The 6,000-nt window shown below is 57.2% G+C and carries 6 protein-coding genes; 4 read left to right on the forward strand and 2 right to left on the reverse strand.

Annotation, left to right across the window (positions count from 1 at the left end; all coding sequences use genetic code 11):
- Nucleotides 1–15 precede the first annotated feature (15 nt).
- The 3 genes from M2406_RS24555 to M2406_RS24565 are packed head-to-tail and all read left to right on the forward strand — an operon-like array spanning nucleotide 16 to nucleotide 3,985.
- A complete protein-coding gene (locus M2406_RS24555; protein WP_012146660.1) occupies nucleotides 16–810 on the forward strand; it encodes an aspartate dehydrogenase in 795 nt (264 codons plus the stop codon).
- Nucleotides 811–825: 15 nt separating this feature from the next.
- Nucleotides 826–2,295, forward strand: coding sequence for an aldehyde dehydrogenase (locus M2406_RS24560; RefSeq protein WP_259191762.1), 1,470 nt, complete (start codon nucleotides 826–828; stop codon nucleotides 2,293–2,295).
- Between the two features lie 49 nt (nucleotides 2,296–2,344).
- Nucleotides 2,345–3,985 (forward strand): thiamine pyrophosphate-binding protein, encoded by a 1,641-nt coding sequence (locus tag M2406_RS24565; protein WP_259191763.1) that lies wholly within the window; start codon nucleotides 2,345–2,347, stop codon nucleotides 3,983–3,985.
- Between the two features lie 304 nt (nucleotides 3,986–4,289).
- Here the strand turns inward: M2406_RS24565 and M2406_RS24570 are convergent, their stop codons facing one another.
- Together M2406_RS24570 and M2406_RS24575 are read right to left on the reverse strand one after the other, a co-directional pair.
- On the reverse strand, nucleotides 4,290–4,634 hold the full coding sequence (locus M2406_RS24570) for a hypothetical protein (RefSeq protein WP_156779304.1): 345 nt from the start codon (nucleotides 4,632–4,634) through the stop codon (nucleotides 4,290–4,292).
- A gap of 292 nt (nucleotides 4,635–4,926) precedes the next feature.
- On the reverse strand, nucleotides 4,927–5,679 hold the full coding sequence (locus M2406_RS24575; RefSeq protein ID WP_012146657.1) for a M48 family metallopeptidase: 753 nt from the start codon (nucleotides 5,677–5,679) through the stop codon (nucleotides 4,927–4,929).
- 238 nt (nucleotides 5,680–5,917) lie between these two features.
- On the opposite strand from M2406_RS24575, the gene M2406_RS26565 reads away from it, so the two are divergent.
- Nucleotides 5,918–6,000 (forward strand): hypothetical protein (locus M2406_RS26565; RefSeq protein WP_134267863.1); only part of this gene is annotated, 83 nt, incomplete at its 3' end.

Genomic DNA, 6,000 nt, shown 5'->3' on the forward strand with positions numbered 1-6,000 from the left:
GCAGGGGCTGAAAAGATGAAGAAGATCATGATGATTGGCTACGGCGCAATGGCCAGAGAAGTGCTTTCCCGCTTGCCGGACGGGGTGAGTGTGGGCTGGATCCTGGCGCGTGCGGCTCATCATGCGGCAATCGACAGTGCCTTCGGTGGCCAGGTGCAGGCGTTAACCCACCCGGATCAGTGTACTGAACAGCCGGATCTGGTGCTGGAATGTGCCAGCCAGCAGGCGGTGGCGGAATTTGGTGAAGCGGTGGTGACGCGCGGCTGGCCGTTGGCGGTGATCTCCACCGGGGCGCTGGCGGATGCGGCGCTGCAGCAGCGGTTGCAGCAGGCCTGTCGGCAGCACCAGGGCCAGTTGATCGTCCTGTCCGGAGCGGTGGCGGGGATGGATGGGCTGGCATCGGCGCGTGAAGGCGGGCTGGACAGCGTCACCTATCAGGCCTGTAAAAGCCCGGCGAGCTGGCGCGGCAGCATGGCGGAGCAATTGATTGATCTTGATGCCGTGAGCGAGGCGCAGGTGTTTTTTGAAGGTTCGGCGCGTGAGGCGGCGCGGCTGTTCCCGGCCAATGCCAACGTGGCCGCGACCATTGCGCTTAACGGATTGGGGATGGACGCCACCCGGGTGCGGCTACTGGTCGATCCCGCCACCCGGCGCAATACCCACCGGCTACAGGTGTGCGGCAATTTCGGTGAGTTTCAGATTGAGCTGAGCGGCAACCCGCTGGCGAGCAATCCCAAAACATCAACCCTGGCGGCGCTGAGCGCGGTACAAGCCTGCCGCCGTCTGGTTGACGGTGGCTTTATTGCCTGAACGGCAGGAGCGAGCATGGAAAAGTTAAAGATTTTTGTAGCTGGGCGCTGGTGTGAAGGGCGTGGCGACGAGATGACCTCGGTGTTTCCGGCCGATGGCAGCGTCAATGCGCAGCTGCGTGCCGCCAGCGTTGAAGACGTCAATGATGCGGTAGCCGCGGCGGAACGCGCCTGGCGTGCGCCCGAGTGGCGCGGGCTGGTGCCGCATCAGCGCGCCAATATTCTGTACCGCGTCAGTAATCTGATTATGGCGCAGCAGGAAGAGTTGGCGCAGTTGCAGACCCGCGACAACGGTAAACCGCTGGCGGAAACCCGTGGGCTGGTGGCCAGTGCAGCGGCGACGGCCCGCTACTTTGCTGCCGCCTGCGAGGTGCTGGAGGGCGAACTGCCGACTCAACGCAGCGCCGAGGTGATGACGCTGAGCCAGTATCAACCGCTGGGGGTGATCGCGGCGATTACGCCGTGGAACTCGCCGATTGCCAGTGAAATGCAAAAGGTGGCCCCGGCGCTGGCGGCGGGCAACGCGGTGATCCTCAAACCGGCCGAAGCCACGCCGCTGATGGCGCTAAAACTGGCGGAGCTGTTTGAACAGGCAGGGCTGCCTGCCGGGCTGCTCAGCGTGCTGCCGGGCAAAGGTTCGGTGATTGGCGAAGCGCTGGCCCGCCACCCGTTAGTGAAAAAGATTTCCTTTACCGGCGGCACCAATACCGGTCGCCATTTGGCGCACATTGCCGCCGAAAAACTGATCCCCACCTCGCTGGAACTGGGCGGTAAGTCGCCGACCATCGTGCTGGAAGATGCGGATTTGGAACAGGCGGCGCGCGGCATCTGCTATGGCATTTTCAGCTCCGCCGGTCAGGCTTGCATCGCCGGTTCGCGGCTGTTTGTGCATCGTTCTTTGTACCAGCCACTGCTGGCGCGCCTGAGTGAACTGGCGGCCGGATTGCGGGTGGGTAATCCACTGACGCCGGGTGTGCATCTCGGCCCGCTGATTAACCAAAAGCATCGCCAAAGCGTGGCGGATTACGTAGCGCTGGCGCAGCAGGAAGGCGGGCGGATAGTGATTGGCGGTGAAGCCCCGGCCGATCCTCAACTGGCCGGCGGCAGCTATTACCTGCCGACGATCATCGAAGGGCTGAGCAATAGCGCCCGCGCCTGTCAGGAAGAGATTTTTGGCCCGGTGCTGGTGGTGTTGCCGTTCGACGACGAGCAGCAGTTGATTGAACAGGCCAATGATTCGGTCTACGGGCTGGCGGCCGGTATCTGGAGCAGTGATTTCCCACGGGCTATGGCGCTGGCGGAGCAATTGGAAACCGGCACGGTGTGGATCAATACCTACAAAACATTCTCCATTTCTACGCCTTTCGGCGGTTTTAAAGAGAGCGGTCTGGGCCGCGAAAAGGGCCTGCACGGCATCAAAGCCTATATGCAGCAAAAAAGCCTGTACCTGGCGCTTAGCCATCAGGCGAATCGCTGGAGCGATTAGTTTTGAGCGACGGTGCGTACCCTACAACGAACATATAAGAAGGCTGATGATGAGCGAGAAAATAACGGTTGGCGAGGCGATAGCCCGGACTCTGGAACAGTACGAGGTGTCGGCGATGTACGGCATCATTTCGATTCATAATCTGCCGATTGCCGATGCGGTGGGGCAGCGCGGCAACATTCGCTTTGTGCCGGCACGCGGTGAGGCGGGGGCCGTGACCATGGCCGATGCCCACGGCCGTTTCTCCGGTCTGGGCGTGGCCTTGACCAGTACCGGTGCCGGTGCCGGCAATGCGGTCGGCGCAATGATCGAGGCGATGAACGCTAATACGCCGTTGCTGCACATTACCGGTCAGGTGGAAAAAGCCTGGCTGGATGCCGACGCCGGGTTCATTCATGAAACCCGCGATCAATTGGGTTTCCTGCGCGCCTGCTCCAAACGCGCGTATCGGGTTAACTCTGCGGAACAGGCGGTGGCGGTGATCCAACGGGCCATTCTCGACGCGCAGACGGTGCCTTGCGGCCCGGTGGCGGTAGAGATCCCGATCGATATTCAAAGCAGCCTGGTTTCCAGTGCGGTGCTGAGCCAGCCGGTGATGCCTGCGCCACTGCCGCCAGCCAGTGACGACGCGGTTGAACGGTTGTATCAGCGGCTGAAACAGGCCAAACGCCCACTGTTATGGCTGGGCGGCGGTGCGCTGGGCTGCGCTGAGGCGGTGCGTAAATTGGCGGATGCCGGTGTGGCAGTGATCTCCAGCACCCACGGGCGCGGCATTCTGCCTGATAGCCACCCGCGCAGCCTGCGTGCGTTCCATAATTCGCCGAGCATTGAGGCGATCCTGACGCAGTGCGATCTGACGCTGGTGGCCGGTTCACGCCTGCGCAGCAATGAAACCCGTACCTGGACGCTGCCGCTGCCGCGCCCATTGGTGCAGATTGATATTGATCCGGCGGCGGCCAATCGCAACTATCTGGCCGACGAACAAATCAACGGCGACTGTGGTGCCTTGCTTAAAGCACTGGCTGCCCGAATTAGCCCAGGTGAAAAGGTCAATGCCGAGTGGGATAGCGAAATCGCCCGCGCGGTGCAGCAGGCGGAAAGCGCGCTGCGCCAACAGTCGGGGGAATATGCCAAATTAAACGACGCCATTGCCGCCGCGCTGCCGCAGGATGGGCTGCTGGTGCGTGATATCACCGTCTCCGGCAGCGTTTGGGGCAGCCGTTTGTTCCGCGCGATTTCGCCGCTGTGTAACATTCACTCGCTGGCCGGGGCGATTGGCATGGGCTTGCCGATGGCGATTGGTACCGCGATCGCTAACCCGCAGCGCAAGGTGGTCGGGCTGGTGGGCGACGGCGGCTTGGCGTTAGGCCTGGGCGAGCTGGCGACCATGGCGCAGGAGCAGGCCAATATCACTTTGCTGATTATGAACGACGGCGGTTACGGCGTGATGCGCGGCATTCAGGATAAATACTTTGCCGGTCGTCAGTACTATAACGAACTGCATACTCCGGCCTTTACGCTGGTGGCCGAAGCTATGGGGCTGAAAGCCTGGAAGGTCGACAGCGCGGCGCAGTTCAGCGGCGTCTTGGCAGAGGCGATTAACTATCCGGGGCCGTCGGTGGTGGAGGTGGACATGAACAGCATTGGGCCGTTGACCTTCGCCGGACCACCGCAGAAAACCCTGTACTGAGTCGTGACAGATTGAACGACACCTTAATCAGTAAGGTGTCGTTCAAATGAAGTTAATTTTTATTAAATATTCCCAGGGCGTCGACTATCAGTGAAATGGATACTCGTAGCCCAATAATAGCAAGAACCAGCGTGACCAAGTCCACATAGCTGGTCGCCGGTTGTAATATTTTCAATGACGACTTAATGCCAATAAAGTAACAGCCTGGCATCCAGATAATGGAAATTAACGAGTATCTTGCTTTATTCATAAGTTGACGCCTTAATCGCCCCCCACTGAGTGGGGGGATATATACAGAAGAATATTACCAGCGGCATTGACCATTTACGCTATTTGGGGAGCGGTTACCCGCTAGTGCATCTCTGTTATTATTGTTGTTATTTCTATATGGGCTTTTATCAGGGCAGCTTAGGCTTGCCGTCGCAGCCCCCGCAACGGCAAAACCAACCATCGTCCACGGCCCACCAGCCACGCCTGTTAGCGCGCCAGTGATGATGCCAACGCCAACATCATTTGCGCATGTTTTTGGGGCTCCGCCTCCGTTTCGGCCATTATTTCGGCTTCTTCCGCCATTATCGCTACGGTCACCGCCATTATTTCCACGACCACCAGCGATTTGATCGAGTAAAGATGAGTCAATAGTTTTCATAAATAACTCCATTCCATAGTGTTGTTTTATGTCCATAAGGAAACTTGGTATTATATTGTTTCCAGACAACGTTCAATGCCACTTGGGTGAATTTCCGTTAAAGATCACAAAAAATAAATGGTTATTATGTGTTGTTGTAAGTTGTTTTATTTATATAAATCTATAAGCGGTTTTGAGAGGTTTTTTTTAAAATGGATTTAATAGGATTGCGCTTTTTTATTTTTTTGAAAACGGCACCTTAATCAGTGGGAAACCCACTTTTGGGTGCCGTTGCTCTGTAGGATAATGAAGGTTACTTACCTGCCGCGATGCGGTCGCGAATGTGCTGCGCACGCGCTTCCGAGGCAGGGTGGTCGTCGAACATGCTGCTTTGACGGCCGGCTTCCATTTTCGCCAGTTTTTCAAAGCTGGTGACCAGACCGTTCGGATCGATGCCGCGCTGTTTCAGCAGGTCGAACGAGTAGTCATCCGCTTCGCTTTCCTGCTTCTGCGAGAACTGGGCATTTACCAGTTTCTCGCCCATGTCCGCCAGTTGTGACTGTGACAATGAGCCGATGATGCCGCCGGTTGAGGCCGCTGCGGTACGCAACGCCACGGTGCCGTAAGCCACCTGCATCGCCTTGCGAGTATGGCCCAGCGCCACGTGGCCCATTTCATGGCCCAGTACGCCTTCCACTTCATTATCGGTCATCATGTCCATCAGGCCGCTGTAAACGCGGATACAGCCGTTGGCCATCGCCCAGGCATTCACGTCTTTAGTGACGTAAACCTTGTAGTTGGCCGGCGTGCCGTTGATATTATCACCCAGCGCCGCGGCGATTTTGTTCAGACGCTTGGCATAGGTGCTGTCAGCCGGCGCGATTTGTGCCTTGCTGTCCATCTCCGCGCAGGATTTATCACTCAGGGTTTTTACGTCGTTATTGCTCAACGTCGCCGCCTGGAACGCCTGTGCGCCAGACTGCATCAGGGTATCGGTATTCAGGTTTTGACAGCCGCTTACCAAAGTGGCAATGCTTAATGCAATCAAAGAGGTACGGATCTTCATAAAGCCATCTTCCTGTGATAGTAACAAGGGGGGAGTGCCATTTTAATTTAGGGAAATCTTGCCGTCTGAGACTAGTGTACGCTGACAATCAGGAAAATAGTGTTATTCCGAAAAAACGACCAATTGTGCTAATAAGTTGTGAACTCGCTCTCATTTGGCATTAGGGATTGCCGTTTTAATGCTGAGTCTGAGAAAATAGAAAACTTGACTGATTTTTTAATCCGACCTGGAGTAAAACATGTCCTCTCGTAAAGAGCTTGCCAACGCCATCCGCGCACTCAGCATGGACGCCGTACAAAAAGCAAATTCCGGCCACCCGGG

It is taken from the genome of Serratia sp. BIGb0163, from assembly GCF_024809935.1.
Lineage (GTDB): Bacteria > Pseudomonadota > Gammaproteobacteria > Enterobacterales > Enterobacteriaceae > Serratia > Serratia quinivorans.